A 24,220-nucleotide genomic window follows, 5' to 3' on the forward strand; every position below is an offset into this window, starting at 1 on the left:
CCCTTCGCGAGGGTAAACGCCCATCCTCATCCCTGCCAGCGCGTTTCCCCGAAACGGCGCCACCGGTGTGACACCGTCGACTGGTCCTGCAGGTTCCACATCAAACCGGCCGGTGCGCCGCTCGCCGTGGACGCGCCCGATCCCGGGTGTGGATTTGCCTGAGCGGTTCTGCGATCATCCGTGCGCCTACCGGTCCGAATCACACGAGACGGCAACGAACGGAGATTTGGAGTGCCTGACAACATCCGGTGCTTGGTGACGGGCGCTACCGGCTACATCGGCGGTCGACTCGTGCCCGCATTGCTCGACCGTGGCTTGCAGGTCCGCGCGATGGCTCGTACTCCTGCCAAGCTGGAAGACGCCGCATGGCGCTCACAGATGGAGGTGGCGCAGGGCGACCTGACCGAACCCGAGTCGTTGGCGGGGGCATTCGACGGGATGGACGTCGTCTACTACCTCGTGCACTCGATGGGCACGTCGAAGAACTTCGTCGCCGAGGAGGCCGAGTCCGCCCGCAACGTGGTGGGGGCCGCCCGTGCCGCGGGGGTCCGCCGGGTGGTTTACCTGGGTGGCCTGCACCCGGACGGCGCGGAGCTCTCGCGGCACCTGGCATCGCATGCTGCAGTCGGCGACATCCTCGTCGACTCGGGCATCGAGACCGTGGTGCTACAGGCCGGCATCGTGATCGGATCAGGCTCCGCCTCGTTCCAGATGATCCGCCACCTCACCGAGCGCCTGCCCGTTATGACCGCACCGAAGTGGGTGCACAACAAGATTCAGCCGATCTCCATCGACGACACCCTGTACTACTTGGTGGCGGCACTACTTGGTGGCGGCGGCCACCGCGGCGGTACCCACATCGCGGACGTGGGACATCGGCGGACCGGACGTGCTCAAGTACGGGGAGGCCATGCGCTCCAGGAGACTGGAACAGCGGCGAAGGGCGGCAGGCGTCACCTGGTGCGGTTCAGTCCCGCGGTCGCCGAATAGGAGGCCGAATAGGAAGCGTTGTCGTCGTCGACCTTCTCCAGCGGGATGCCACTGCGGGCGGCCGCTGCGAGCATGTGCTCGATGACGTTCTTGCCCAGTGCCGACTCATTCGGAAGTTCGATCGGGTAGTTGCCGTCGAAGCAGGCCGAGCACAACCGTGACGCAGGCTGTTCGGTGGCCGCAATCATGCCCTGCTGCGAGATGTAGCCCAGGGTGTCGGCCCCGATCGCGCGGCGGACGGCATCGAGCATCTGGTCCTCGTCCTCGGCACCGTTGGCGATCAACTCGGCGGGTGTGGCAAAGTCGATGCCGTAGAAGCACGGCCAGCGCACCGGCGGGGAGGCGATCCGGACGTGCACTTCGACGGCTCCCGCCTCACGCAGCATTCGGATCAGCGCACGCTGGGTGTTGCCGCGCACGATCGAATCGTCGACGACGATCAGCCGCTTACCGCGGATGACTTCCTTGAGCGGGTTGAGCTTGAGCCGGATGCCGAGCTGGCGGATCGTCTGCGACGGCTGGATGAACGTCCGGCCGACGTAAGCATTCTTCATCAGCCCCTGGCCGTACGGAATACCCGAGCCCTGCGCGTAGCCCACGGCGGCGGGCGTTCCCGATTCGGGGACGCCGATCACCAGGTCGGCCTCGACCGGCATCTCGCTGGCCAGCCGGCGGCCGATGTCGACGCGGGTGGCGTGTACGGAACGGCCGGCCAGCGTGCTGTCGGGCCGAGCCAGGTAGACGTATTCGAAGACGCAACCCTTGGGAGTGGGGTTGGCGAAGCGGGTCGACCGCACACCGTCTGCGTCGATGGCCAGCAGCTCGCCCGGTTCGATGTCGCGGACGAACGACGCGCCCACGATGTCGAGCGCAGCGGTCTCCGACGCCACCACCCAGCCACGGTCCAGCCTTCCCAGCGACAGCGGGCGCACGCCGTACTGGTCGCGGGCGGCATAGAGGGTGTTCTCGTCCATGAAGGTCAAGCAGAACGCGCCGCGCACGGTCGGCAGAAGGTCCAGCGCCGCCTGTTCGACGGTGGCGTCGGCGGCGCCGTGGGCCAGCAGCGCACCCAGGATGTCCGAGTCGGTGGTCGCCGCGCCGGGAGTGCGGCCGTTGATCAGGCCTGCCTCGCGCGCGCGGGCGGTCAGTTCGGTGGTGTTGACCAGGTTGCCGTTGTGACCGACGGCCACTCCGGTGCCGGCGAGGGTGTTGCGGAAGACCGGCTGGGCGTTCTCCCAGGTGGTTGATCCCGTGGTCGAGTAGCGGCAGTGCCCGATGGCGACGTGACCCTGCATGGCGGCCAGCGTCGGTTCATCGAACACTTGGCTGACCAGTCCGAGATCCTTGAACACCAGAACCTGCGAGCCGTCGGCCACGGCGATGCCCGCCGCTTCCTGGCCACGGTGTTGTAGCGCATAAAGGCCGTAATAGGTGAGCTTGGCCACATCCTCGCCGGGCGCCCAGACGCCGAAGACGCCGCATTCTTCACGGGGATCGTTCTCGGGCTCGATGTCGTCGTGGGCGCTCACGATATGGCTGCTCCCAAGGGGCTGTGGGTGACGTGCTGAGTCTACGGCTACATACCCGGTTAGGGGAATCAGCGCCACGTCATGAAACACCTATTTCCGCCACTACATTCCCAGGGCCACCACAGGCAGCCAATTGCCCAGCTCAGCGGCGCGAGATCCGGACAGCCGCAGCGCACCGGTCGCCGCTGCCTCGTCGAAGGGCAACAACCCGGTGGCGACGAGCAGCCAGGTGCGCGGGTCGGTCTCCACCACGTTGGGCGGATTGCCCCGGGTGTGAGCGGGCCCCGCGACGCACTGCACGGCGACGAACGGCGGAACCCGCAGCTCCACGCTGGCGCCGGGGGCCAAGCCGGCCAGGGTGCGCGCGGTCAATCTGACCGCCTCGGCGATCCCGTTGCGTTCGGGGGCCGGCGCGGTGTCGTCACGCAGCCAGTCCACGACAGCGGCCACCGCCGCGCGGGTCTGCGCAGGATCGGTGTTGCGGCGGGCTGCCATACCTCAGTGTCGCAAAGCCGACAGCCACCGCCGCCGACCGTGTGGCCCGGGAAGACTGCCGAGGATCACCGCGGCAACGCGACCAGCGCAGTGGCGAGTGCGAACGCGGTAGGTTGCCCAGCATCAGTATTCCGGGCCGTCCGATTCCCGGAGGACCGCGCGGATACGTGCAGTGTCGTCTGGGGTCCACCCCCGCGGCGGTGCCACGGCGGCCCACCCGTCGAGCACCGATTCGCCGTAGTTGTGGCCGTGTCCGCCTGGCACGCTGGACGCATTGGTCATATCCGCACCGACCTGCCAGAACGTCACGATGGGGTACCAGCGCATCGACGCGGTGCGGTCGGAACCCGCCGGCTCGCGCAGCCAGTCGGGGCGGGCGGTGAGCAGATCCGGTGAGTACCAGACGATCGGGTCGGACGCATGCTGCAGGAACAGCACGCGGGTGCCCTCCCACGGAGCGGCTGTGTCGCGCGCGATCTCGTCCGGATCGGACGCCTGGGAAAACCGCACGGTGCGGCCCCCGTCGTAGCGTGGCTCGACCTCCGGGGTGCCGGGATCGCGACGCTCCGTGATGGCCTTCCACAGCGGGCTGGCGTTGGGCGGTCCCACCCACAGCACCGAGGAGAATCCCATGTCGGCGATATCTGGTAGCCACGCGAACGCGGCCTGGCCGGCCATCGAACCCAGACTCTCGCCGTAGAGGGCGAGTTTCGGCCGCTGGTGCGGCGGCCGTTGCGACCATCGCTGCTGGACCGCGTCGATCAGCATGCGACCCGACTCCATCGACCGCTGTTGATCGACGAGGAACGAGATCCAGCTCGGCAGATAGGAATACTGCATCGCCACCATGGCGGTGTCACCGTCGTACATCAGCTCGATGGCGCGGGCGGCGACGGGGTTGACCCATCCGGTCCCCGTGGTCGGCACGATCACCAAGAGCTCACGGTCGAAGGCCCTGGTCCGCTCCAGTTCACTGAGCAGCACGGCGATTCGCTGTTCGTCGGTGTCGGCCGTCTGCAGACCGGCGTAGACCCGGATCGGTTCCTGTGCGGGCCTGCCGTTCACCCGCTCGATATCCTCTGCGTCGGGGCCGCTGGCGACGAAGTTGCGGCCCTGGTAGCCGAGGCTGTCCCACGCCGCCAACGACGCCGGGCTGCCGGATCGTTCGGGCTCGACGGGCTGGCTGACGCCCTCGCGGGTCGTGGAGTTCTGCGGCTGGAAAACGCGGCCGGCGGCGGCCAGGAACCCCTGCATCAGGACGCCGTTGATCAAGGTGACGAGCAGCACCACGATCACGACGGTGCCGATCAGCAACGCCATCTCGTCGCTCAACCGCCACCGGCGGATCAGCCAGCGGGCCAGCGTCTTGACGATGGCGAGGAGCACCCGGCTGACCGCCACGCACACCCCGCCGACCAGCGCCGAGACAACCAGCACACGGAGGTAACCGGAGATCTCCGGGCCCGGTAGACCCATCTCCGTCGAGATCTGCCGTTGCCAGGCAGCGGCGGGCACCAGCATGAGGACGCACGCGGCAATCGCCAGCCCGACGATGCCCGCCTCGAGCAGGTACGGCCTCCGTTGCGACGGCCGCCACGAGCGTCTGCCTCGTAAGACGAACCGCGCCGTGATCTTGGCGATGAAGACGCCGATGCCGTATCCGATTGCGGCGTTCACCCCGCCGATGAGGCCTTGGAACAGCCAGTCCCGCGGTAACAGCGACGGAGTCAGGGACAGGCAGAAGAACAGGGCACCGACGGTGACGCCGGCGAAGTCGAGCCGGATCAGGTCCCACGCCCAGAGGAACACGGGCCGGCGGCGCTGGGGTTCGGGGGTGTCGGTGACGGTGTCACCGACGATGTGGTGGGTCTGCGCTCTCACCCGAACAGTCCGGGCAGCACGCCCTCGGAGGTCGTGCGCAGCTCCGCCAGCGACACCGTGAAGTGGCCCTGCACCTCGATCGCGTCGCTTCCGGGGTCCACCACACCGATTCGGGTGGTGGGCAGGCCGCGGGCCTCGCACATCGAGCGGAAGCGGCTCTCCTCGGTGCGGGGCACCGCGACGACCACGCGGCCGGCGGACTCACTGAAGAGGAACGTGAACGGACCTGTGCCGTCCTGCACGTTCTCGGGAATGAGGATGCGGCAACCCGTTTCACCGGCCAGGGCGGCCTCGACGACCGCCTGGATCAGCCCGCCCTCACTGAGATCGTGTGCCGCGCTGATCAACCCGTCACGAGACGCGGCAGTGAGCACATCGGCCAGCAGCTTCTCCCGCTCGAGATCCACCTTGGGAGGAAGCCCGCCCAGGTGCCCGGCGGTGACCTGCGCCCAGATCGAGCCGTCGAATTCGTCGCGGGTTTCGCCCAGCAGGATCAGCGTCTCGCCCGGTTCGGTGCCCAAGCCGGTGGGAACACGCCGCTTGACGTCGTCGAGCACTCCCAGCACACCGACGACCGGGGTGGGCAGAATCGCGGTCGTCCCAGTCTGGTTGTAGAAGCTGACATTGCCGCCGGTGACCGGGATACCAAGGGCGGTACAGCCGTCGGCCAGGCCGCGCACCGCCTGGCTGAACTGCCACATCACACCAGGATCCTCGGGGGAGCCGAAGTTCAGGCAGTTCGTCACCGCGACGGGTGTCGCGCCGGTGACCGCGACGTTGCGGTAAGCCTCCGCCAGCGCGAGCTGTGCGCCGGTGTACGGATCGAGTGCGGTATAGCGGCCGGAGGCGTCGGTCGAGACCGCAATACCGCGACCGGTGGCCTCGTCGATGCGCAGCACACCGCCGTCGGCCTGTTCGGCGAGCACGGTGTTGCCGCGCACATAGCGATCGTACTGCTCGGTGATGTAGCTGCGGCTGCACAGGTGCGGACTGCCGACCATGGCGAGCAGGGTGGCGCGCAGTTCATCGCCGGTGGCAGGTCGCGGCAGATTGGCGGAGCTGTCGGCGTTGAGGGCGTCCTGGCTGTCGGGGCGGGCGACGGGGCGCTCGTAGACCGGTCCTTCATGCGCGACGGTGCGCGGGGGGACGTCGACGACGGTGTCGCCGTGCCAGGTGATCACGAGTCGGTCCCCATCGGTGACCTCGCCGATCACCTTGGCGAGCACGTCCCACTTACGGCATACCTCGAGGAACGCGTCGACGTTGTCGGGCGTGACGACCGCGCACATCCGTTCCTGTGACTCGCTCGACAGGATCTCGGCGGGAGTCATATTGGCCGCACGCAGCGGGACCTGGTCGAGTTCGACATGCATGCCACCGTCGCCGGCCGATGCGAGTTCAGATGTGGCGCAAGACAAGCCGGCGCCACCCAAATCCTGGATGCCGACCACCAGATCCGCGGCGTAGAGCTCGAGGCAGCACTCGATGAGCACCTTCTCCATGAAGGGGTCACCGACCTGCACGGAGGGGAGTTTTTTGCGACCCGGCGCCCTCGACGGTCCAGCTCCGCCTCCGGCTTCGTGTCCGTCGCCTTCGTCGCCGCCGAACGTCTCGCTGGCCAGTACGGACACCCCACCGATGCCGTCGAGCCCAGTGCGCGCCCCGAACAGGATGATCTTGTTGCCCGCCCCGGACGCGAACGCCAGGTGCAGGTCTTCCTTGCGCATGGCGCCGACGCACAGCGCGTTGACGAGTGGGTTGCCGGCGTAAGAGGGGTCGAAGACGGTCTCGCCACCGATGTTCGGCAGGCCCAGCGAGTTGCCGTATCCGCCTACACCGCGCACCACGCCGTCGAGCACCCGCTTGGTGTCGGGGGCGTCGGCGGCGCCGAAGCGGAGCTGATCCATCACCGCGACCGGGCGCGCGCCCATCGCCATGATGTCGCGCACGATGCCGCCGACGCCGGTGGCCGCGCCCTGATAGGGCTCGACGTAGGACGGGTGGTTGTGGGACTCGACCTTGAAGGTCACCGCCCAGCCGTCGCCGATGTCCACGACCCCGGCGTTCTCGCCGATGCCGGCGAGCATCGTCGCGCGCATCTTCTCGGTGGTGGTTTCCCCGAAATAGCGCAGATGCACCTTCGAGGACTTGTACGAGCAGTGCTCGCTCCACATCACCGAGTACATCGCCAGTTCGGCGTCGGTGGGCCTACGGCCGAGGATCTCGCGGATACGCTGGTACTCGTCGTCCTTGAGGCCGAGTTCGCGGAATGGTTGGGGCTGGTCGGGGGTGGCTGCGGCACGCTCGACGGTGTCCAGCGTGGGGGCAAGCTCCTGCGTCACGCAGACAGTCTATTTCCCCGGGCCACTGTGCTCCGCGTCGCGGGAGGACGGGCGCCGCGCGGCATAGGCATGGGCGATCGCCGGTGCGGCGACGCCGTGCAGGATGACGCTGCCAAGGACGCACAGCACGACGACCAGGCCGACAGTGTGTTCATCGGGTTGATCCAGCACGTTGAACGCCAGCAGGCCGAACACGATCGTGGTGGTCCCCCGGGGTCCGAGTGCGCCGACCAGGAGGCGTTCGGGCCGGTTGAAGCGGGTGCCGAGCATGCCGATAAGGACCGGGACGATGCGGACCACCGTGAGCGCCAGCAGGCTGAACACGACGGCGCCCAGGGTGATGCCGACTTCGAAGATCGCCACCGCGGCCACGCCGAAGGCGAACCACATGCCAACGGTGAGCAGGAAGCCGACGTCGTCGACGAGTTCGAGATCCCGGCGGATGTCGTGGGAGTGCCGCAGGAATTTGAAGGCGATGCCGCAGACGAACGCCGACACGAAGCCGTTGCCGTCGATGGACAGGCTCAGGCCGAAAGCCAGCAGCGGCGCGGCGACCAGGACCAGTCGATTGGACTGGTGGGTGGCCCAGGCCCGCCGTTGCGCGGTGTTGGCGGCGAGGGCGAGGAGGGTGCCGACCACCAGGCCGACGGTGATGGCCTTGGCGGCCTGCGGTATCGCCGCTTCGAGGGCCTGCAGCGGAGTGTCGGCGCGGGATTGCTGGTCGGCGAGCACGAGGGCGAAGATGAACAGCGGCGAGATGATGCCGTCGTTGTAGCCGGCCTCGACGTTGAGCAGGTCACGCACACGTTCGGGCACCCGGCGGTCCCGCAGGATCGACGACACCGGCGCGAAGTCGATCGGCACGACGATGCATGCGATGACCAGCAGCACCGCCCACGACGAACCGGGCAGCAGCCACAGTCCGAACACCAGGGCGAGGGCGACACCCAGCGGCAGCGCGACGAACAGGATCCGCATGGCGGCCTTGGGTTCGTAGCCGAACAGCCCGCCGCGGACGTCGGTGGCGTCGACGAAAAGCAGGATGGCCAGGATGATCTCCGCGACGTGTTCGGCGACCTCGGTGTTGAGTCCGTCCGCGACGCGATCGGAGGTGGCCAGTCCGATCACCACGCCGGCCAGGACGATCCCCATGGGTGCGGTGACGCGCCACCGCTCCATGCGGCTGGCCAGCACCCCCCACCCGGCCAGCACCGCCGATACGGCGATCAGGGACAGCAGCACGACGGCGATCTTTCCAGGAGGAGCACGGTTGTCGACCGGAACGCGACAAGGCCTCCTGCCGGTCCGACTCTTCCCCCGAGTCGGTGGCAGGAGGCCCTGGTGCCTCGCGGAGGCGGCTGCGCCGCCGCGTTGTTGCTGATGTAACTGTTACTGGTGTCACTGGTACTTGGTGTCACCGGTACTTGGTGTCACTGGTACTGGTGTCACTGTTGTCCTGCGTGCCGGTATCGCGGCCCGAGACCGAAGCCGACCACGATCGGAACACGTGCGCCCCCGAGAAGCCCACCGATCACGGGCGCCAACGCGGCACCTTCCGGGCCGAGGAGTTGCGACAGCAGCGGACCGAGGACGCGGTCAGCGCAGCGCCGTCGACCACCGTGTCGGTGAACGTCACCTCATCGACGATGAGCGACGGGAATGCCGGCACATACCGAGGTTCAGCGGGTCGGTCAACGCGAAGTTCTGCACCTCGGCGGTACCCGCCCTCGCTTCGATAAGAGGCAGCGCGCTGGCCGACGGAGCCGTGAGGCCCATCGTCATCGCGACGTGCCAACCTCTATCGGCCGCGCACGCTCAGAGAGTGCTCGCGAATGCGCACACCAGAGGCCCTCATGATCCTTGCGCGCGCAGCTCAGCGACTTCGTCAGGCTCACGGCGCGCCAATCCACCGCGGCCACTCGCAATTACCTACGCGATGGGCATACCTACGCGATGGGCATACCTACGCGATGGGCAATATTGAGCATTCTTCAGCGGCTTCGCTGAACCCCTGTCCATGAACGCTCACGAATGGAACCGACAGTGAGAGCCGAGAGCCAGCCAAACACACTTCCGCAACGGAAAAGTACCCAGAGGCGGCATACAGCAAAGATCATGCACCGGCGATGCAGAACTCGTTGCCCGCGGGGTCGGCCAGCACGACCCAGCTGAAGTCGTCGCCGAAGCTGTGCGCGCCCCTCTCCGAGGCGCCCATCCCGATCAGTCGGGTCACTTCTGCCACGACATCGCCCGCGGTGAAGTCGATGTGCACACGATTCTTCCCCGGCGTCACGTCCGACACCTTCTGGAAACCGAGCCGCGGTCGGTCATTCCGGATGACGACGACGAACTCACCCGGGGCAAAAGGAGTCACCTCGCCGCCGAGCGCCTCGGCCCACCACTGAGCCAGCGCGTCGGGGTCGGTGCAGTCGAAGGTGATCATCTCCACAGTCATCGCCATGAAACCGACCCTAAGTCAGGCCGGCGACAAAAACGCCTGCAACGCTGCGGAGTACGCCGCGACGTCGGCCGCGCCCATGAGCTCGCGCGCCGAATGCATGGCCAGCTGCGCCGCGCCGACATCCACCGTGGGGATACCGGTGCGCGCCGAGGTCATCGGCCCGATCGTCGACCCACACGGCAGGTCAGCCCGATGCTCGTAGCGCTGCATCGGCACACCGGCCTGCGCGCAGGCCAGCGCGAACGCCGCCGCCGTGCGTCCGTCGGTGGCGTAGCGCAGATTGGGCTGCACCTTGAGTACCGGACCGGCGTTCACCTCGATCAGGTGCCCGGGTTCGTGCCGCTCCGGGTAGTTCGGATGCGTCGCGTGCGCCATGTCCCCGGAGGCGACCACCGAACCGGACATCCTGCGCAACAGGTGTTCTCGGTGTCCGCCTGCCGCCAAGGTGATCCGCTCCAACACCGTCGGCAGCAGCTCCGACTGCGCGCCGTGATCGGAGGTGGAGCCCACCTCTTCGTGGTCGAACAGCGCCAGCACCGGAACCACGTGGTCGCCCGGCCGCGCGGCCAACAACGCCTCCAGTCCCGCATAACACGTCGCCTGATTGTCGAGGCGTGGCGCACTGACCAATTCCCGGTCCGCGCCGACCAACGTCGACGGTGTCAGATCGTTGGTCATCAGATCCGCGGCGAGCACAGCGTCCGCGGCCACGCCCGCCCGCTCGGCGACCCAACCCATGAACGACGCGGCCGAAGCTCCCACACCCCACACCGCGTTCACATGCCGCTGCGGGTCCAGGCTGACCCCTTTGCGGTCGTCGGACAGGTGAATCGCCAACTGCGGCACCCGCAGGATCGGCTCGTCGATGCGGATCAGCCGATGTTCGATCCGGTCCCCCACCCGAACCGACAGCCGACCGCTGATTCCCAGGTCCCGGTCCAGCCACGAATTCAGCCACGCACCGCCGTAGGGCTGCAAAGCTACGATGCGCCAACCGGTTACGAAACGGTCAGGGTGCTGCTTGACGCGCAGATTCGGGCTGTCGGTGTGACCGCCGACGATGCGGAAGGGCACGCGTGGATCCGCACCGGCCCGCCACGCGACCAGCGACCCGGCGCGCACGGTGAAATAGTCACCGGCCTCCGACGGCCACTGGTCGCCTTCGGAGAGTTCGGTGAACCCGGCGGCGCGCAGTCGATCCGCGACGGTGCCGCACACATGGAACGGTGACGGCGAGGCATCGATGAAGGCGCACAGGCTTTGCGGGCTGGCTGGCATCGTTTCATCTTGACGCAGCGAACCGGCTCATCGTGAACGAGGGGCGTGTTCACCGCCGGCGAGGTCTCAGCGGAGAGGAACGGTGATCGTGGCCATGTTGAGCAGGATCGCGAGACCCCCATGCCGAGCGCGATCTGACCGAAACTCAGCTCGATGCCACGTGCCTGGGCGAGGAACATGACGACGATCATGTAGTTGAGCACGGCCCCGTGTGCGCCGCTACATCGAACACCAGTGGGATGCGGTGCTGGCATCGTGAGTCAACAGGTCAAGATCACCCGCGCCCGGCTGCACGGCAGCCCGGTACATCTCGGCGATGTCACGGCGCCGGATGGACGCGGGCGCCCTGTGTGGTCGACCGACCCGGATGAGGTGGTGGGCTGGCTGTGCGACGGGTTCAGGTTCCGGTTCAACCAGCGCCGCTCGACGCGCTGCCGGTATTTGACGTGTGAGGACCGCAACGGCGCGCAGCACCTCAGGATCGACTAACACCGCTCGAACCGAACACCGGTCCGGATGGCTCCAGCGCACGGAATTCAGACGGTGAGCACCGCGTCGAGCGCCGAGTAGAACAGTCCGAGCCCGTCGTCGGAGGGACCGGTGAGCGCCTCGGTGGCGTGTTCGGGGTGCGGCATGAGGCCGACGACACGTCCGTTGGCCGAACTGACGCCGGCGATGTCCCGCATCGAGCCGTTGAGGTTCTCGCGGTAGCGGAATACCACCCGGCCGTCACCTTCGAGCTCGTCGAGCACGTTCTCGCTGGCGACGTAGCGGCCCTCGCCCGACTTCAGCGGGATCAGCAGGTCGGCGCCGTCCTCGTACCGCGTCGTCCACGCCGAGGTGTTCGAGGCCACCTGCAGCCAGGTATCGCGGCAGATGAAGTGCAGACCGATGTTGCGGGTCAACGCCCCGGGCAGCAGGCCTGCTTCGCAGAGCACCTGGAAGCCGTTGCAGATCCCCAGCACCGGCATGCCACCCTGGGCGGCGCGGACGACCTCACCCATGACCGGCGCGAACTTGGCGATCGCGCCCGCCCGCAGGTAGTCGCCGTAAGAGAAGCCCCCGGGCACGATGACCGCGTCGACACCCTTGAGGTCGGCGTCGGCGTGCCACAGGCTGACCGGCTCACCCCCGACCCGCCGCACCGCACGGGCGGCGTCGATGTCGTCGAGCGATCCCGGGAAGGTGATGACCCCTACCCGCACGTTCATGCACCCTCCCTCGTGACCGACCAGTCCTCGATGACGGTGTTCGCCAGGAGCGATTCGGCCATCTCGGCCACCGTCTCGTCTGTGACGTCGCCGTCGATCTCCAATTCGAATCGTTTGCCTTGCCGGACATCTAAGACACCGGTCACACCGAGGCGCCTCAAGGCGCCGACGATGGCCTGACCCTGGGGGTCGAGGATCTCCGCCTTGGGCATCACGTGCACCACCACCTTCGCCACGACGACGACTTTACCGGTGTCGTGGCGCTTCGCCGTCTACCGGAATGAGCCGCTGTCCACCAGCAACCACGTTCGAACCGCACCCCCGGCCGCGCCGGAGCGCAACAATGTAGCCATGCAATTGACCCATTTCGGCCATTCGTGCCTACTGGCGAGCTTTCCCGACGGTTCCGCGTCCGAGACAACGGTGTTGTTCGATCCGGGTACGTTCTCCCACGGATTCGAGGGCATCACGGGGCTGTCGGCGATCCTGATCACCCATCAGCATCCCGACCACGCCGACGTCAATCGGCTACCCGGGCTGCTCGACGCGAACCCGCAGGCCTCGCTGTACTGCGATCCGCAGACTGCCCAGCAGCTGGGGGGCTCGTGGTGCGCCGTGCACGCCGGGGACGAGCTCACGATCGGCCACCTGACCGTTCGCGGGGTCGGCGGCCATCACGCGATCATCCATCCCGAACTCCCTGAGATCGACAACATCTCGTACCTCGTCGGCGACGGTGACCATCCGGCGCGGCTGATGCACCCCGGCGACGCCCTGTTCGAACCGGGTGAACCGGTCGACGTGTTGGCCACTCCCGCGGCGGCGCCGTGGCTGAAGATCTCCGAAGCGGTCGACTATCTCAGGGCAGTCGCACCGGCCCGCGCGGTGCCGATCCACCAGGGCATCATCGACCCGAGTGCCCGCGGGATCTTCTACGGCCGTTTGACGGAGATGACCGACACCGACTTCCAGGTCCTCGACGAGGAGAACGGCACACAGTTCTGAACCGCGCCGGTCTAGGCGGCGTCTCGCAACGCCGCACGCGCCTCCCACCGGTACACCAGCGGCGCACACTCGTGCATCAACGCGAGGTCGACCGCGTCGAGCACGGCCCGCCGTGGCCCGATCCCGCCGAGTTGCTTGGCGGAGACGTTGAGGCGCACCATGCCCGCGCGACGGGCGGTCCGTTCGGCCGAGAGCACCACCGAGCGGCACCACCAGGGTTCGCTCAGGAACCCGGCGCCGACGCCCACCACGCGCGCCCGCTCCGTCGTACCGCGGACCAGGTCGGTCACGCCACCGAGCCCGGCGAGGATCCGAAAGCCGTTGCCGGGCAAGGCGGTCACGGTCCCCTGCGACACCGTCCACCCCGGCGCGGCGAACAGCCGGGTGCGCAGCCCTAGATGCTCGAGCACCCTGTCGGCGCCCATCAGTCGCAGGTTGGCCTCGTGCGCGGCGAGCGAGGCAAACTCGCTACGCCGTTTCTTGGTGGCGGCCTCGTCGAAACCGTGCAGCACGATCGCGTCGCCGGATGTGCGCCGCTCGCGCAGCCATTCGACGGTGGGAGCGTCGCGGTCGAGTCGGTAGCCGCCCTTGAGACGCGGCGCGACCAGGAACGACACCGGCACACCGCGGGCGTCGAGTTCGGCGCGGAACCCGGCGACATCGGTGAGGGTACGGGCACTGACGTGGGAGATCGAGACGATCAGTTGTCCAGCCACGCGTGCAGCATGACAATCGCAGGTGTCTCGACGGTTGCCGTGACGTCGACGGCAGCTGTCTATTTCGGCAGCACGGCCTCGATGGCTGAGATGACCTCGGGGGCGTCCGGTTCGGTACGCGGGCGGAATCGGTTGACCACCTGGCCGCCGGGCGCGAGCAGGAACTTCTCGAAGTTCCACTGCACCTCACCGGCCTCGCCGCTGCCGTCGGGCGTCTGCGTCAGTTCGGCGTAGAGGGGGTGACGGTCCGCGCCGTTGACGTCGGTCTTGGCCAGGAGCGGGAACGTCACGCCGTAGGTGGTCGAACAGAAAGTCTGGATCTCTTCGGCCGTACCGGGTTCCTGGCCCATGAACTGGTTGCACGGCACACCGATCACCGTGAGCCCGCGGTCTCCGTAGTCCTGGGCCAACTTCTCCAGCGCACTGTACTGCGGAGTGAGTCCGCACTTCGACGCAACGTTGACCACGAGCACGGCACCGTCGGCGAGCTCCCTGAGAGACGTCGAGGTGCCGTCGAGTGTGTTGAGCTCGATGTCGAGCAGGTAGGACTCAGTCATGCCCGGACGCTACCGCACGCCGCCAACCGCAGTCACCGTCCGGATCGGCCGTCGCAAGCACCCAGGCGTACTGGAATGCAGCTTCCTTCCACCGTTCGTACCGTCCGCTGATGCCGCCATGGCCGGCGCTCATCTCGGTCTTGAGTAGAACCGGGTTCGTGTCGGTCTTCGTGTGCCGCAGGGCGGCAACCCATTTCGCCGGTTCGACGTAGTAGACGCGGGTGTCGTTGAGTGAGGTCATCGCCAGGATCGGCGGATAGTCCTTGGCGAGGACATTCTCGTAGGGCGAGTAGGACTTCATGTAGTGGTAAACGTCCTCGTCCTCGAGGGGGTTTCCCCACTCGTCCCATTCGGTGACCGTCAGCGGCAGCGACGGGTCGAGGATGGTGGTCAACGGATCCACGAACGGCACCTGCGCGAGGAAGCCCGCGAACAGTTCGGGCGCCAGGTTGGCAACCGCGCCGATCAGCAAACCGCCCGCGCTTCCGCCGAGCGCCACCAGGTTCTGCGGTCGGGTGGTGCCGGTGGCGATGAGATGCCTTGCCACCGCGATAAAATCGGTGAAGGTGTTGCCCTTCTCCAGCAGCTTGCCGTGCTCGTACCACGGGCGGCCCAGTTCGCCGCCGCCGCGGACGTGGGCGACGGCGTAGACCATGCCGCGGTCCAGCAGCGAGAGCCGGGCGATCGAGAACCGCGGGTCCTCGCAGGACTCGTAGGCGCCGTAGCCGTACAGCAGGGTCGGTGCCGGGAACTGCAGGCCCGCACGGTGAACGATCGAGATCGGCACCCGCGCGCCGTCCGGGGCGATCGCCCACTCCCGCCGTTCGACGTAGTCCTCGGGCCGGTACCCGCCGAGCACCGGCTGCTCGCGCAGCAGCGTCCGCTCCCCCGTTGCGAGGTCGACGTCGTAAATCCGCACCGGGATAACGAAAGACGTCGCTCCGATGCGGAGTTTCGGTGCATCCCAGTTCGGGTTGCCGCCCAGACCCGCCGAGGTCAATTCGGTGTCGAAGGTGATGTCCTCGGCGCGCCCGTAGGTTCCGTCGGCGGCCAGCGGCCACAACTGGATCTTGGGCAGCGCCTCGGCGCGGTAGCTCAGCACGAGGTGTCCGGCGAACGCGTCTACCGCGTCGAGCCGCACATCCTCGCGATGTTCGACGAGCGTGCGGAACGCGGTCGGATCGGCCACCGGCGCCTCGACGAGCGCGAAGTTCTCCGCGCCGTCGTTGTGCATGATGAGAAACCGGTCCTCACCGCCGACAACCGCGTGTTCGACGGAGTACTCGACGCCGTCGCGGCGCTGCCACACCACGGCGAACTGCGCGTCCGGATCGGCTGCGTCGGCGTAGCGCACCTCCGAGGTGACGGCGCTGCCTGCGGCGATGATGAGGTATTTTTCGCTGCGGGTGCGACCGACGCCCAGCCAGTACTTGTCGTCCGGTTCGTGGTACACCCGCTCGGCGGGCGAGCCCCCGCCCAGCCGGTGTCGCCACACGGTGTCCGGCCGCCACGCGTCGTCGACGGTGGTGTAGTACAGGGTGCGGTTGTCGGCGGCCCAGGTCGCGCCCGCTCCGATACCGACGATCGTGTCGTCGTACTGCTCACCGGTGCGAAGGTCTCTGAACCGCAGCGTGTACCGCTCGTCGCCGACGGTGTCGACGGAGTAGGCCAGGATATTGCCGTCGATGCTTACGGTGGCCGCTCCCAGCGCGAAGTACTCGTGGCCCTGGGCCTCGACGTTCTCGTCGAGCAGTACCTGCTCACCCGGGATCGTGGTGTTTTCGTCGAGCAGCGGAGGTGTCCAGTCGCCGGCACCGGCTGCAGGACAACGGCAGTGCACGCCATACTGCTTGCCCTCGAAGCTGCGGCCGTAGTACCACCAGTCGCCGCGCCGGGTCGGCACCGACAGGTCGGTCTCCTTGGTGCGGGCTTTGATCTCGTCGAAAATCTTCCGCCGCAAAGGCGCCAGATGCTCCGTTTGCTCTTCGGTGTAGGTATTCTCGGCCTCAAGGTAGGCGATCACCTCGGGGTCGGACTTGTCGCGCAGCCACTCGTAGGGGTCGATGAAGACGTCGCCGTGGTGTTCGCGGCGGTGTGCGGCCCGCTTGGCCTGCGGCGGCGCAGTCATGCGCCGGCTCCGATCCACGCGGCGAAGCTCAGCCCCGAGATACGTTCATAGGCCTCGATGTAGCGCGACCTCGTCGCATCGACGATCTCGGGGGGCAGTGGAGGCGGCGGATGGTCTCCGGCGCGGTCCCAGCCGGACTCGGCACCGGTGAGCCAGTTGCGGACGAACTGCTTGTCGTAGCTGGGTTGCACCTCGCCCTCGCGGTAGGCGTCGGCGTACCAGTACCGCGACGAATCCGGCGTGAAAACCTCGTCACCGAGCACCAGCTCACCCGACTGATCGACCCCGAATTCGAACTTGGTGTCCGCGATGATGACTCCCTTCGTCAGCGCGTGTCCGGCGCCCTGGGTGTAGATCTGCAGTGTGCGCTCACGCAACTGTTCGGCGCGCGTCTCCCCGACCAGGCGAACGGTGGCGGCATAGTCGATGTTTTCGTCGTGCTGGCCGAGTTCGGCCTTGGACGCCGGCGTGTAGAGCGGTTCGGTGAACTTGCTGGCCTCGGTGAGTCCGGGCGGCAGCGTCAGGCCGCAAAGGGTGCCGGTCTTGCGGTAGTCGACCAGCCCGGACCCGGTGAGGTATCCGCGCGCAACACATTCGACGGGCAGCATCTCCAGCCGGCGCACCACCAGCGCGCGGCCGAGCAGCTCCTCGGGAATCCGCGCGTCGTCGGGTGGGCCCGCGAGGTGGTTGGGGGCGCCTGTTCGTTCCCGGATGAGGTCGAAGAAGAACACGCTCATCGCGGTGAGGATGCGGCCCTTGTCCGGGATCTGTGAGGGCAGGATGTGGTCGTAGGCCGAGATGCGGTCGGTCGCTACGAACAGCAAGTGCTCGTCGTCGATGCGGTACAGCTCGCGAACCTTGCCGCTGGCCAGATGCCGGTAGTCGGACAGGGCGGGGCGCATCGGGCCAGCCTATCGGGCAGCATCACACCCATGACTTCGCGGTTTGTGCCCTACGCCACCACCCCCGGCCGTCTGCTCGTCCAGCTGATCAGCGACATCGTCATCGCGGTGTGGGTCTTGATCTGGCTGTTCGTCGGGATGGCAGTGCACACTGCGGTGGCGACCATCGCGCAGGTCGGCCGGCAGGTGGAGGAGGGGGCGAACGGTATCGCCGACAACCTCGAGTCCGCGGGCGACCGGACCAACGACGTACCACTGCTCGGTGGCGCACTGCGCGGCCCGCTCAACGCCGCAGGCGAGGCCGCGCTCGACATCGCCAACGCCGGCCACGACCTCGACACCACCGCCTCTTGGCTGGCCTGGGTGCTGGCGCTGGCAGTCGCGTCGCCGCCGATCCTGGCAGTGGCGATGCCGTGGGTGTACCTGCGGGTGCGGTTCGTTCGCCGTAAGTGGACCGCGACCACGCTGGCCGCCACCCCCGCGGGTCAGCAGTTGCTGGCGCTGCGAGCGCTGGCGAACCGGCCGCTGGCCAAGCTGGTCAGCGTCGACAGCGACCCGGTCGAAGCGTGGCGGACCCAGGACGTCGCCGCCATCCGCGGGCTGGCGGCGCTGGAACTGCGGGCCGCAGGCATCGCCCGCCACTTGTGAGCTGCGACTGGTGCACGATCCGCCGGCACCCCCCGCTCGTGACGCTCGTGCTCGGCGCCGAAATATCCGCTGGGTCGAACCCGAGCTCACCAACCGGCGGAGCGGCGAGTGCCGCGGATCGTCCATCATGTCGAGCACCTGACCGGCGATCGGCAGATCCTCGCTGCCCCGCCGCACGGGTCACAGGATGGCGCCCGAGGTGTACTTGGCGGCCTCCGGATAGCGGCTGACCAACTCGTCGACGGCCTCGGCGACGCGGTCGACCTGGTCACCGGCGGCCCCGCTGAACGCCTGCCTGTCGGCCAGCGCCTGCTCGAGGGCCACATGGTCGAGCGGCAGTCGCGGGTCGGCGGCCAGCCGGTCCAGCAGGTCGGGTTCCCTCCCCTTCTCGCGCATGGCCAGCGCGACGGCCACCGCGTGCTCCTTGATGACCTCGTGCGCGGTCTCCCGGCCGACGCCGGCCCGCACGGCGGCGATCAGGATGCGGGTAGTGGCCAGAAACGGCAGGTAGCGGTCGAGTTCGCGCTGGATGACGGCCGGATAGGCGCCGAACTCGTCAAGCACGGTCAAAAACGTCTCGGTCTGCCCGTCGATCGCGAAGAACGCGTCGGGCAGCGCCACCCGGCGCACCACCGAGCAGGACACGTCGCCTTCGTTCCACTGGGCACCGGCCAGTTCGGCGGCCATCGAGGCGTAGCCGCGCAGCACCACCTGCAGGCCGTTGACCCGTTCACACGACCGCGTGTTCATCTTGTGCGGCATGGCCGACGAACCGACCTGGCCCGGTGCGAAGCCCTCGGTCACCAGTTCGTGGCCGGCCATCAGCCGGATGGTGTGCGCCAGCGAGGACGGACCCGCGCCCAGCTGCACCAGGGCGGAGACGACGTCATGGTCGAGCGAGCGCGGGTACACCTGGCCCACGCTGGTGAAGACGTCTCGGAAACCGAGGAATTCGGCGACGCGCCGCTCGAGGCCGGCCAGTTTGGCGGTGTCGCCGCCGAGCAGGTCTTGCATGTCCTGGGCGGTGCCCATCGGGCCCTTGATGCCGCGCAGGGGATAACGCGCGGTCAGCTCTTCGACCCGCTGCAGCGCGATCAGCGTCTCCTCGGCGGCGGAGGCGAACCGCTTGCCGAGGGTGGTGGCCTGGGCCGCGACGTTGTGGCTGCGGCCGGCCATCACCAGGTCGCGGTAGCTGACGGCGCGCTCGGCGAGCCGCGCCACGACGGCGACCCCGTGGGCGTGCACAAGCTCCAGTGAGCGGCGGATCTGCACTTGTTCGACGTTCTCGGTGAGGTCGCGGCTCGTCATACCCTTGTGCACGTGCTCGTGACCGGCCAGCGCGTTGAACTCCTCGATGCGCGCCTTGACGTCGTGGCGGGTGACCCGTTCGCGCGCCGCGATCGACGCCAGGTCGACGTGCTCGAGGACGCGTTCGTAGTCGTCCACCACCCCGTCGGGCACCTCGACACCGAGTTCCGCCTGCGCCCGCAGCACCGCCAGCCACAGTCGGCGCTCGGCGACGATCTTCGCTTCCGGCGACCAGATCGCCACCATCTCCTCGCTGGCGTAGCGGTTGGCCAGCACGTTCGGGATCGTCACAGACACACAGCTTACGGCGCGGATCGGGCAGGGCCGCTGACTGCCGAGGACGCCACCACCTACGGCGAGGACACCACCGGCGGCATCGTGACGCCGACGCTCAGTCGGACCGCTTCGCGGGGTGGGTGGGGCCGGTGATCCCGGCGTCACGGAGGCCGAGGCGGCGGTTGATCAGCCGGTTGATGAAGAACAGCACGATCCCGATCGCGACGAGGATCAGCGCGACGTAGTACTGCTGGGCCGGGCGGCCGGAGAACGGCAGCACCAGATACAGCGACGCGACGAAGCCGATCACCGGCAGCACCGTCGGCGTCGTGAAGTGCCGGCCGTCGGCCTGCAGGTCACGCCGCAGCCGCAGCACCGCGACGTTGACGACGGCGAACACCGCCAGCAGCAGCAACGACGTCGTACCCCCGAGCACCGCGATCGCACTGCTGCTGGCGAACACACTGACGTAGAAGATCAAGCCGAACGCGAGCAGCGTGGTGAACAGGATCGCCACCCAGGGCGTCAGCCGTCGGGGGTGAACGGCGCCGAGCACCGGCGGCAACACGTGTTGGCGGGCCATCCCGTAGATCAGCCGGCTGGCCATCAGCATGTTGATCAGCGCGGTGTTGGAGACCGCGAACATCGAGATGAACGGGAAGAGGTCGTCGATCGGCAGGCTGGGCGCCCCGGCCTTGACGACCTCCACCAACGGGGTGTCGCTGTCGGCGAGTTCGCCGACAGGCACCAGCGCCACCGCCACCACGGCGACGAGCATGTAGACGATGCCGGCGATGGTCAGCCCGGAGAGCAGAACCTTGGGGAAGGTCTTGACCGGATCCCTGGTCTCCTCGGCCATGTTCACCGAATCCTCAAATCCGACCATCGCGAAGAACGCCAGCGACGTCGCCGCCGTGACGGCCATGAACGCGTTCTTGTCGCCGTCGGTGTCGAAGGCCACGACGCGGCTGAAGTCCACGTCGCCACCGCGGGTGAAGGCCCACAGGCCCACGAACAGCACCAGCATCAGGCCGGTGGCCTCGATGATGGTCAAGACCACGTTGAGTTTGATGCTCTCGCCGACGCCCCGATAGTTCACCGCCGCCAGGACGGCCATGAAGCCCAGCGCTACGGCGGCCACCCCACCTGTGCCCCAGTCCAGGCCGAAACCCTCGACGAGGTTCGCACCGAAGAACCGCGACGCCGTCGAGGCCGACGTGATGCCCGAGCACATCACCACGAAAGCCACCAGGAACGTGACGAACTGCAGTCCGAAAGCCTTGTGGGCGTAGAGCGCAGCCCCCGCCGCCTGCGGGTACTTGGTGACCAGTTCCAGGTAGCTGAACGCGGTGATGGTGGCGATGAGGAAGGCCACCAGGAATGGTAGCCACGCTGCCCCACCGACTTCGGCGGCCACGTCACCGGTCAGCGCGTAGACGCCGGTGCCGAGGATGTCGCCGACGACGAACAGCAGCAACAGGCCGGGACCCATCACCCGCCGCAACTCGGGCTGCTGCCTGACCGTGTCTGGTTGGCTCATGCGTTCCTCCGTCACTGTTGCCCGGTCATCATCATCGGGCCGCGACGACGTCAACGCAGCGTCATTGCCGCAATCGTTGCCGGACCTGCGCTCCGCCCGCCGGTGCCAGGACGTCGATGACGTCGATCAGCGTGGCCCGTGCGGTGGCGCGCGGACTGTCCCCGTCGCCGACCAGGGCGGCGACCACCGCACCGTCGAGGGCGCAGACCAGTGCGGTGAGGAACTCCGCACGCACCATCCGGCCCGAGCGCTCCATCACCGCGACGACGGCGTCGGTGCGCTGGCGCAGGATGCGGCGCTGGACGTCGCGCAGCGCCGGCTGCCGGGCACACGCGATGTAGCGTTCGTAGCGGGAGATCAACTCCTCGCTGCCGCGGGCGTCGGGCGCGCCGAGTAGCAGGTCCACCAACACGTCCGCGGTCGATTCCGCGCCGCGTCGGCGCCGTGACAACGCCGCCACCCGTTGCCGCAGGCGCTCGGCCTCCCGGATTCCCTCGTATTCGACGGCCTTGACGATCAGGTCGTCCAGCGACGAGAAATAGTAGGTCGTCGACGCCAGCGGCAGGCCGGCGCGGCTGGCCACCGCGCGGTGCCGGACGGCGTCGAATCCTCCTTCACACAGGAGATCAGCCGCCGCACTGACCAGCGCATACCGCCTGCGTTCCCCCTTGGGAGTGACTGCTGCCGTCACGGTTAGCATGCTGCCAGCCACCCAGGTCGGGCATCGTCGTTTCGCGCAAACCCCACGCTTTCTTCAGGCAGGTCGGCCGCGGACGGGACGGCGGTGCTCCGGTGGCAAGATGGCCGCCATGTCCTCGCGCCTGAGTCGCCGCGCCGCCCTGCGCCTTGCCGCAGGTGCGGCCGCAGGCGCGGCGGGTGCGCACGCGCTTGCCGTCGCCATCCCGGCCGCAGCGGCCCCGCCGGCGCCCACCTACCTCACGGGTTCGTTCGTGTCGGCCGCCCGCGGCGGGATCGAGACCAACTGGGCGATCGCGCGGGCACCGGGGCAGACGGGTGCGCTGCGTCCGGTGATCGCACTGCACGGCAAGGGTGCCGACGGGGCCCAGGTGATGGCCGGCGGAGTCGAGCACGGTCTGGCGGAAGCGGTCGCCGCCGGCCTCCCCCCGTTCGCGGTCGTGGCGGTCGACGGTGGCGGAGGTTATTGGCACAAGCGTGCTTCCGGTGAGGATTCCGGGGCCATGGTGCTCGACGAGCTACTCCCGATGCTAGGCACGATGGGTCTCGACACGTCGCGCGTCGGATTCCTCGGCTGGTCGATGGGCGGCTACGGAGCCCTCCTGCTGGGCGCTCGGCTGGGCCGGCAACGCACTGCGGCGATCTGCGCGGTCAGCCCGGCGCTGTGGACGTCGGCGGGCGCGAGCGCACCGGGGGCGTTCGACGGCGCCGACGACTACGCCGCCAACAGCGTGTGGGGCCGTCCGGAATTCTCGTCGATCCCCATCCGGATCGACTGCGGCACGTCGGATCCCTTCTACTCGGCGACCCGGCAATTCGTCGCGCAGCTGCCGAATCCACCGGCCGGCGGGTTTTCCCCCGGCGGGCACGACGGCAGGTTCTGGAGCTCGCAGCTGCCCGCGGAGGTCACCTGGATGGCACCGCTCGTCAGCGCTTGACGACGATCTTGCCTTCGGCTGCCGTCTGTCCGATGTCGTGGCGGAAGTGGCTGCCCGGCAAGCGGATCGAAGAAAGGATCGAGTACGCGGCGGCCCTGGCGGCATCGAGGTCGGCGCCGGTACCCACCACGGACAGCACCCGGCCGCCGGACGACACAATGGCGCCGTCGGCGCGGCGGGCGGTGCCGGCATGCAACACGCCGTCGGCCTCGGCCCCGGCGATCACGTCGCCGACACGGGGCCGTCCGGGGTAGTTCTCGGCGGCCACCACCACCGTCACCGCGGCGCCGTCGCGCCACCGCAGCTCCGGGAACTGCGCGAGCCGCCCGGTCGCTGCGGCGTGCAGTAGCTGACCCAGCGGGGAATCGAGTAGTGGGAGCACCGATTGGGTCTCCGGGTCACCGAAGCGGCAGTTGAACTCGACGACGGCCGGTCCGCGTGACGTGATCGCCAAGCCCGCGTACAGCAGGCCCGAGAACGCGCTGCCACGCCGAACCATCTCCGCTGCAACGGGCTTGACTATCTCGTCGACGATTCGGGCGTAGACGTCGGCGGGCAGCCACGGCAGCGGCGCGTAGGCGCCCATACCGCCGGTGTTGGGCCCGGTGTCGCCGTCAGCGACACGTTTGAAGTCCTGTGCGGCGAGCAGAGGCACCACGGTTTCGCCGTCGACGACGCAGAACAGCGACACCTCGGGACCGTCGAGAAAGGACTCGAGCAGAACCGGATGGCCGCAGTCGAGCAGGCCCGCGGCGTGGGCGCGCGCCGCATCGCGGTCGGCGGTCACCACCACGCCCTTGCCCGCGGCCAGTCCGTCGTCCTTGACCACCCACGCGGCCTCTCCGGCCGGCGGGCCGAAGCGGTCGAGGGCGGCGTCGAGGTGTGCCGGATTGTCGACGATCTCGCTGGCCGCGGTGGGCACACCGGCGGCGTTCATCACTTCTTTCGCGAAGGCCTTCGACCCCTCGATCCGGGCGGCGTCCCTGCTGGGGCCGAAGCACGCGATCCCGGCGGCACGGACGGCGTCGGCCACCCCCAGCACCAAGGGCACCTCGGGCCCGATGACGACGAGGTCCGCGCCGACCCGGCGGGCGAGTTCGGTGACGGCCTCAGCGGAGGTGATGTCGACGTCGTGCTGGTCGGCGATCGCGGCCATGCCGGGGTTGCCGGGTGCGACCGCCAGCGCCTCGACTTCGGGGTCTCGGCGCAACGCCAGAAGGAGGGCATGTTCACGAGCACCGGATCCGATCACCAGGACGCGCACATGTGCACCCTAGACCCATCGCGGCATACAGTCGCAGCTCCGCAAGACGGCACCG

Annotated in this window: 22 protein-coding genes and 3 pseudogenes; 5 read left to right on the forward strand and 20 right to left on the reverse strand. The window is 68.3% G+C overall.

Translation table 11 applies throughout. The annotated features are described in order from the left end of the window. Nucleotides 1-231: 231 nt before the first annotated feature. A pseudogene (locus G6N07_RS15825) lies at nt 232-916 on the forward strand (NAD(P)H-binding protein); the annotation flags it as partial. Nucleotides 917-953: 37 nt separating this feature from the next. On the opposite strand, the gene purF reads toward G6N07_RS15825, so the two are convergent. The 9 genes and pseudogenes from purF to G6N07_RS20510 form a co-directional block, all read right to left on the reverse strand. Beyond that, entirely contained in the window at nt 954-2,519 is a 1,566-nt protein-coding gene (gene purF / locus G6N07_RS15830; protein WP_085188490.1) for an amidophosphoribosyltransferase, read from the reverse strand. A gap of 102 nt (nt 2,520-2,621) precedes the next feature. Next, on the reverse strand, nt 2,622-3,014 hold the full coding sequence (locus G6N07_RS15835; protein WP_085188488.1) for a sterol carrier family protein: 393 nt from the start codon (nt 3,012-3,014) through the stop codon (nt 2,622-2,624). A 123-nt stretch (nt 3,015-3,137) separates the two neighbouring features. Beyond that, nucleotides 3,138-4,895, reverse strand: a complete 1,758-nt coding sequence (locus tag G6N07_RS15840) for an alpha/beta hydrolase (protein WP_085188486.1) — start codon at nt 4,893-4,895, stop codon at nt 3,138-3,140. Continuing rightward, a complete protein-coding gene (purL, locus tag G6N07_RS15845) occupies nt 4,892-7,237 on the reverse strand; it encodes a phosphoribosylformylglycinamidine synthase subunit PurL (protein ID WP_085188484.1) in 2,346 nt (781 codons plus the stop codon). The genes G6N07_RS15840 and purL overlap by 4 nt, the downstream gene beginning before the upstream one ends. 9 nt (nt 7,238-7,246) lie before the next feature. Next, nucleotides 7,247-8,479: a cation:proton antiporter gene (locus G6N07_RS15850; RefSeq protein ID WP_085188482.1), complete on the reverse strand. Its 1,233-nt coding sequence runs from the start codon at nt 8,477-8,479 to the stop codon at nt 7,247-7,249. A gap of 289 nt (nt 8,480-8,768) precedes the next feature. Beyond that, on the reverse strand, nt 8,769-8,906 hold the full coding sequence (locus G6N07_RS15855) for a hypothetical protein (protein ID WP_163784230.1): 138 nt from the start codon (nt 8,904-8,906) through the stop codon (nt 8,769-8,771). A 444-nt stretch (nt 8,907-9,350) separates the two neighbouring features. Beyond that, nucleotides 9,351-9,698, reverse strand: coding sequence for a VOC family protein (locus G6N07_RS15860; protein ID WP_085188480.1), 348 nt, complete (start codon nt 9,696-9,698; stop codon nt 9,351-9,353). A gap of 15 nt (nt 9,699-9,713) precedes the next feature. Continuing rightward, the gene (locus G6N07_RS15865) at nt 9,714-10,976 is read right to left on the reverse strand and encodes a M18 family aminopeptidase (protein ID WP_085188478.1); all 1,263 of its coding nucleotides are present in this window, start codon (nt 10,974-10,976) and stop codon (nt 9,714-9,716) included. A gap of 75 nt (nt 10,977-11,051) precedes the next feature. Beyond that, nucleotides 11,052-11,194 (reverse strand): annotated as a pseudogene (locus G6N07_RS20510) (dicarboxylate/amino acid:cation symporter); the annotation flags it as partial. Nucleotides 11,195-11,231: 37 nt separating this feature from the next. Between G6N07_RS20510 and G6N07_RS15875 the strand changes: the two are divergent. Then, on the forward strand, nt 11,232-11,465 hold the full coding sequence (locus G6N07_RS15875; RefSeq protein ID WP_085188476.1) for a hypothetical protein: 234 nt from the start codon (nt 11,232-11,234) through the stop codon (nt 11,463-11,465). 47 nt (nt 11,466-11,512) lie between these two features. On the opposite strand, the gene purQ is transcribed toward G6N07_RS15875, so the two are convergent. Beyond that, on the reverse strand, nt 11,513-12,187 hold the full coding sequence (gene purQ / locus G6N07_RS15880; protein WP_085188474.1) for a phosphoribosylformylglycinamidine synthase subunit PurQ: 675 nt from the start codon (nt 12,185-12,187) through the stop codon (nt 11,513-11,515). Then, nucleotides 12,184-12,423 carry a phosphoribosylformylglycinamidine synthase subunit PurS gene (gene purS, locus G6N07_RS15885; RefSeq protein WP_085188472.1) on the reverse strand — a complete coding sequence of 80 codons (240 nt, stop codon included), beginning with the start codon at nt 12,421-12,423 and terminating at the stop codon, nt 12,184-12,186. Before purS ends, purQ begins: the two co-directional genes overlap by 4 nt. Nucleotides 12,424-12,538: 115 nt before the next feature. Between purS and G6N07_RS15890 the strand changes: the two genes are divergently transcribed. Next, a complete protein-coding gene (locus tag G6N07_RS15890; RefSeq protein WP_085188601.1) occupies nt 12,539-13,192 on the forward strand; it encodes an MBL fold metallo-hydrolase in 654 nt (217 codons plus the stop codon). A gap of 11 nt (nt 13,193-13,203) precedes the next feature. Here the strand turns inward: G6N07_RS15890 and G6N07_RS15895 are convergent, their stop codons facing one another. Genes G6N07_RS15895 through G6N07_RS15910 form a run of 4 tightly spaced genes read right to left on the reverse strand, consistent with a single transcriptional unit; the run spans nt 13,204 to nt 17,495 of the window. Then, nucleotides 13,204-13,908, reverse strand: coding sequence for a DUF2334 domain-containing protein (locus tag G6N07_RS15895; RefSeq protein WP_085188470.1), 705 nt, complete (start codon nt 13,906-13,908; stop codon nt 13,204-13,206). Between the two features lie 59 nt (nt 13,909-13,967). Next, nucleotides 13,968-14,465: a glutathione peroxidase gene (locus tag G6N07_RS15900; RefSeq protein WP_085188468.1), complete on the reverse strand. Its 498-nt coding sequence runs from the start codon at nt 14,463-14,465 to the stop codon at nt 13,968-13,970. Beyond that, nucleotides 14,458-16,593 carry a S9 family peptidase gene (locus G6N07_RS15905; protein ID WP_085188466.1) on the reverse strand — a complete coding sequence of 712 codons (2,136 nt, stop codon included), beginning with the start codon at nt 16,591-16,593 and terminating at the stop codon, nt 14,458-14,460. Before G6N07_RS15905 ends, G6N07_RS15900 begins: the two co-directional genes overlap by 8 nt. Continuing rightward, entirely contained in the window at nt 16,590-17,495 is a 906-nt protein-coding gene (locus tag G6N07_RS15910; protein ID WP_085188465.1) for a phosphoribosylaminoimidazolesuccinocarboxamide synthase, read from the reverse strand. Before G6N07_RS15910 ends, G6N07_RS15905 begins: the two co-directional genes overlap by 4 nt. A 30-nt stretch (nt 17,496-17,525) precedes the next feature. Here G6N07_RS15910 and G6N07_RS15915 point away from each other — a divergent pair, with 30 nt between their 5' ends. After that, nucleotides 17,526-18,143 carry a hypothetical protein gene (locus G6N07_RS15915; RefSeq protein ID WP_085188462.1) on the forward strand — a complete coding sequence of 206 codons (618 nt, stop codon included), beginning with the start codon at nt 17,526-17,528 and terminating at the stop codon, nt 18,141-18,143. A 36-nt stretch (nt 18,144-18,179) separates the two neighbouring features. On the opposite strand, the pseudogene G6N07_RS20515 reads toward G6N07_RS15915, so the two are convergent. From G6N07_RS20515 to G6N07_RS15930, 4 genes and pseudogenes are all read right to left on the reverse strand, one after another. Further along, a pseudogene (locus G6N07_RS20515) lies at nt 18,180-18,305 on the reverse strand (cytochrome P450); the annotation flags it as partial. Nucleotides 18,306-18,323: 18 nt separating this feature from the next. Beyond that, the gene (gene purB / locus G6N07_RS15920) at nt 18,324-19,742 is read right to left on the reverse strand and encodes an adenylosuccinate lyase (protein ID WP_085188461.1); all 1,419 of its coding nucleotides are present in this window, start codon (nt 19,740-19,742) and stop codon (nt 18,324-18,326) included. Between the two features lie 100 nt (nt 19,743-19,842). Then, a complete protein-coding gene (locus tag G6N07_RS15925; protein ID WP_085188599.1) occupies nt 19,843-21,267 on the reverse strand; it encodes an APC family permease in 1,425 nt (474 codons plus the stop codon). A 61-nt stretch (nt 21,268-21,328) separates the two neighbouring features. After that, nucleotides 21,329-21,967, reverse strand: a complete 639-nt coding sequence (locus G6N07_RS15930; protein ID WP_085188459.1) for a TetR/AcrR family transcriptional regulator — start codon at nt 21,965-21,967, stop codon at nt 21,329-21,331. A gap of 100 nt (nt 21,968-22,067) precedes the next feature. Here G6N07_RS15930 and G6N07_RS15935 point away from each other — a divergent pair, with 100 nt between their 5' ends. Then, a complete protein-coding gene (locus G6N07_RS15935) occupies nt 22,068-22,901 on the forward strand; it encodes an alpha/beta hydrolase (RefSeq protein WP_085188457.1) in 834 nt (277 codons plus the stop codon). Here G6N07_RS15935 and purD read toward each other — a convergent pair. Further along, entirely contained in the window at nt 22,891-24,165 is a 1,275-nt protein-coding gene (gene purD, locus G6N07_RS15940; protein WP_085188455.1) for a phosphoribosylamine--glycine ligase, read from the reverse strand. The two genes, G6N07_RS15935 and purD, sit on opposite strands and share 11 nt — an antisense overlap. Between the last annotated feature and the right edge of the window lie 55 nt (nt 24,166-24,220).

It is taken from the genome of Mycolicibacterium doricum, from assembly GCF_010728155.1.
In the GTDB taxonomy this organism is placed as follows: Bacteria; Actinomycetota; Actinomycetes; order Mycobacteriales; family Mycobacteriaceae; genus Mycobacterium; species Mycobacterium doricum.

What these genes read in the sequence shown, in the direction of transcription:
- G6N07_RS15835 (WP_085188488.1), bottom strand. Translation starts at nt 3,014, where the DNA reads ATGGCAGCCCGCCGCAACACCGATCCTGCGCAGACCCGCGCGGCGGTG.
- G6N07_RS15860 (WP_085188480.1), bottom strand. Translation starts at nt 9,698, where the DNA reads ATGGCGATGACTGTGGAGATGATCACCTTCGACTGCACCGACCCCGAC.
- G6N07_RS15865 (WP_085188478.1), bottom strand. Translation starts at nt 10,976, where the DNA reads ATGCCAGCCAGCCCGCAAAGCCTGTGCGCCTTCATCGATGCCTCGCCG.
- purQ (WP_085188474.1), bottom strand. Translation starts at nt 12,187, where the DNA reads ATGAACGTGCGGGTAGGGGTCATCACCTTCCCGGGATCGCTCGACGAC.
- G6N07_RS15890 (WP_085188601.1), top strand. Translation starts at nt 12,539, where the DNA reads ATGCAATTGACCCATTTCGGCCATTCGTGCCTACTGGCGAGCTTTCCC.
- G6N07_RS15900 (WP_085188468.1), bottom strand. Translation starts at nt 14,465, where the DNA reads ATGACTGAGTCCTACCTGCTCGACATCGAGCTCAACACACTCGACGGC.
- G6N07_RS15905 (WP_085188466.1), bottom strand. Translation starts at nt 16,593, where the DNA reads ATGACTGCGCCGCCGCAGGCCAAGCGGGCCGCACACCGCCGCGAACAC.
- G6N07_RS15910 (WP_085188465.1), bottom strand. Translation starts at nt 17,495, where the DNA reads ATGCGCCCCGCCCTGTCCGACTACCGGCATCTGGCCAGCGGCAAGGTT.
- G6N07_RS15915 (WP_085188462.1), top strand. Translation starts at nt 17,526, where the DNA reads ATGACTTCGCGGTTTGTGCCCTACGCCACCACCCCCGGCCGTCTGCTC.
- G6N07_RS15925 (WP_085188599.1), bottom strand. Translation starts at nt 21,267, where the DNA reads ATGAGCCAACCAGACACGGTCAGGCAGCAGCCCGAGTTGCGGCGGGTG.
- G6N07_RS15930 (WP_085188459.1), bottom strand. Translation starts at nt 21,967, where the DNA reads ATGCTAACCGTGACGGCAGCAGTCACTCCCAAGGGGGAACGCAGGCGG.
- G6N07_RS15935 (WP_085188457.1), top strand. Translation starts at nt 22,068, where the DNA reads ATGGCCGCCATGTCCTCGCGCCTGAGTCGCCGCGCCGCCCTGCGCCTT.